Annotated in this window: 2 protein-coding genes, 3 tRNA genes and 1 pseudogene; 1 reads left to right on the top strand and 5 read right to left on the bottom strand. The window is 44.9% G+C overall.

The annotated features are described in order from the left end of the window. The first annotated feature begins 141 nt into the window (after positions 1–141). Positions 142–690, top strand: coding sequence for a hypothetical protein (locus RW114_RS20290; RefSeq protein ID WP_340124547.1), 549 nt, complete (start codon positions 142–144; stop codon positions 688–690). Between the two features lie 579 nt (positions 691–1,269). On the opposite strand, the gene RW114_RS20295 is transcribed toward RW114_RS20290, so the two are convergent. The 5 genes and pseudogenes from RW114_RS20295 to RW114_RS20315 all read right to left on the bottom strand — a co-directional run. After that, a tRNA-His gene (locus RW114_RS20295) sits at positions 1,270–1,345 on the bottom strand. A gap of 35 nt (positions 1,346–1,380) precedes the next feature. Beyond that, positions 1,381–1,457 (bottom strand) — tRNA-Arg (locus RW114_RS20300). 6 nt (positions 1,458–1,463) lie between these two features. Continuing rightward, positions 1,464–1,540: transfer RNA gene (locus RW114_RS20305), tRNA-Pro, on the bottom strand. A gap of 651 nt (positions 1,541–2,191) precedes the next feature. After that, the gene (locus tag RW114_RS20310; RefSeq protein ID WP_340124548.1) at positions 2,192–2,485 is read right to left on the bottom strand and encodes a hypothetical protein; all 294 of its coding nucleotides are present in this window, start codon (positions 2,483–2,485) and stop codon (positions 2,192–2,194) included. A gap of 30 nt (positions 2,486–2,515) precedes the next feature. Next, positions 2,516–2,700, bottom strand: a pseudogene (locus tag RW114_RS20315) (IS701 family transposase); the annotation flags it as partial.

A 2,700-nucleotide genomic window follows, 5' to 3' on the forward strand; every position in this document is an offset into this window, starting at 1 on the left:
GAGTTCAAATACTCACTCACCAACTGTTGGTGACGCTTTGCCAAGCGAGGATCGAGGTCTAATAACTTTTTTTATATTCATGGCGTATGTTACTACTTTTGTGCTTTAAGTTGTGTAGATAGCTATGATCATAAGGGCGGGATGCCTGGCAAGTCGAGTAAAGAAATATTTGAAGCAACTTTAAGCGCGGCAAACAACTTATCCTTTCTCCTGGATGAGTACGGCTACTTCACTGACGAAGCAACAGAAAAAATCACCTCAAAGTTCGGGATCTTGTCTTTATCAAGTGATCCCGTCAGTACATTGCTCTGGGAGCATTACGGAGCTGGCTTGAGTGGTTTATGCATTGGATTCGATACGAGTATTTATCCAATGCTCCACGCCAAAGAGTTAATTTATGCTGACACCGTACCCATAGCAGCACTCGGTAACGGAGCGTCCCTCGACAATATTTTGTTCTTCCACAAGAGTTTAAAATCAATATGGGAACGAGAATGGCGTATAGTGAAGTGTAACCCTGGACCCTTTGAAGCTGGCCAAGGCATTGTCAGGGAGGTAATCTTTGGTTCGAAGTGTGCGCCAGAGGATATAGAAGAGGTCAAAAGTATAATCCCGAAAAATGATGGATGCCGATTTTGTCGGATAGTTAGGGACAGGTTTTCCTATGCGCTCAAAGCTCAGGAAATTTAGCTTAACTAAGTAAATTGAGGTCATGACGCCCAACCTATCGGTCAACCGGACCGCCGAGAAGTTGCGCATCTCGGTTCCCTCCGCACTTCGCGCTCCGACGGCCGGTTACCTCAAACGTTAATTCTGTTTCGGAATGAACACATCTGAATGTCCGAAATGGGTCGATCTGAGACTAACAACAGGCCTATTTTCTGCAATACTGTGGTGGGGAGTGTTGTTATAAAATTTCGCCGTTCTCTGGCCGGGGTTTAAAGGCAGAAAGCTTTTGCTGATAAAGGGTTGCGCTTGGATTTCCTGAACGATCTTTCCCGGAAAAAACTGAGTCCCCCTAAAAACCGGCCGGTCTTTCTCCGGTCTTTCAAAAAGAAAGAAGCATCGAACGCATTAATTTTGAAAAGATATTCATCTATAAAATCAAACACATAGAGGAAAATAATTTTGCGAGGGAAGTCAGCTAAGAAAAGCTGATGGGCTTGCGGACGAAGGATATCGCTAGCGATTCAAAACCAAAAAAATTCGCCTGAAAAAGCCAATTTTAGGTTTTATTTTATAACCGATTGATTTAGTGCGGAAATTTAATGGGGTGGGCGACGGGGCTCGAACCCGCGACAACCGGAATCACAATCCGGGACTCTACCAACTGAGCTACGCTCACCATAATATGGCGGTGTTACGAGGATATTCTATGAATGGTGCGCTTGGCAGGACTCGAACCTGCGACCCCCGGCTTAGAAGGCCGGTGCTCTATCCGGTTGAGCTACAAGCGCTAAAATTGGTCGGGGTAGAGAGATTCGAACTCCCGACATCCTGCTCCCAAAGCAGGCGCGCTACCAAACTGCGCTATACCCCGACGATCTCCTTGTTAAGGGTTTGTTAAACTTTACGTCCACCCTTGAAGAGCTGCTTATGATAACGATGGATCACCCTGTCGTCAATATTTTTTTTGTTATGGGTGATAATTTATCAAGACGGTGACTTCTCATTACTCACAGGTAGCCGCAGCCCGAATCAAATCGGATAGCGGTGGAATGTTACTTTCTCCCCGTTTCCCTAAGTGTGCCGCTACTTATTTTTCGTTTTTTGACATAATCACGAATATTCCGGCTCGCTTATTAAAGCCGGAAGGTGTTTTGAAGAAGCTTTGATTTGCCATTATAATAAAAACAGTCTACGCCGCTAAAGATCGAATAACCAATGGCGCATCCGCGACCGAAAATAAGCGGGGTTTAGGATTGCGTCGGTGATATTGGCGAAGTCAGGTTTTCTGACCATTTCGTTTGAGGGAGTGATTAATTAATAAGATGTGTCCAACAGCAGAGTGGCCTTTTGATTCTCCTGTCATGGATGAGATTTAAGCGTTTGTCTGGCTCATTGTGTATTGGAAGGGGTTCTGTCTGGTTTGCTTAACGGCTCAAACTAGCTCACACTGACTTTTTGATGGTATTTTGTTGAATTAAAATTGAAGAGTCCCGTTAGATGCGGGCATAGCTATCTACACAAGTCACATTAGGAAATCCTGAGCTGTTTCTTGCAAAGCGGCAAGCTCCTCATGGGAGTAACAATCCAACACCTCCTGCATAGAAAGGAATATCCATAATCCTGCCAACAACGCTGGATTAGTAAACGACTTTCCCCAAGCCATTTGCCTACCACTCAACTTGATTAAAAAAGTACGCAAGGCTTGTGCTTTTTCGCCTTTAGCGGCCGCGATTTCCCAGACAACCACGCAAGCCATACTGACAACGAGTAAACGTTTGGCAATGGCTAGTCCGGTTTCCTGCTGCCAGGATTCCAAGTCGTGTCCGGCTTTTTTAAGTAGCTGATGTTACGCAGCCAGTAATTTTTGCAACTCTTCATAAGCTATCTGGTTCGCTTTGATAAACAGCTTAGTTCTTAGCGCAAAATGATTGGCCTTGTATTTTATCTTCAGACATTCCAGCTTGAACACCGCATAGATCGACATGAAGACATGGTTGTTCTGAGTAGTGACCGTACGGGTTGGTGACTTTG

This window comes from Methylobacter svalbardensis, from assembly GCF_037671525.1.
Classification (GTDB): domain Bacteria; phylum Pseudomonadota; class Gammaproteobacteria; order Methylococcales; family Methylomonadaceae; genus Methylobacter_A; species Methylobacter_A svalbardensis.

Bases quoted from the DNA above. Each gene is read 5' to 3' on its own strand.
- RW114_RS20290 (WP_340124547.1), top strand. From the start codon at position 142: ATGCCTGGCAAGTCGAGTAAAGAAATATTTGAAGCAACTTTAAGCGCG.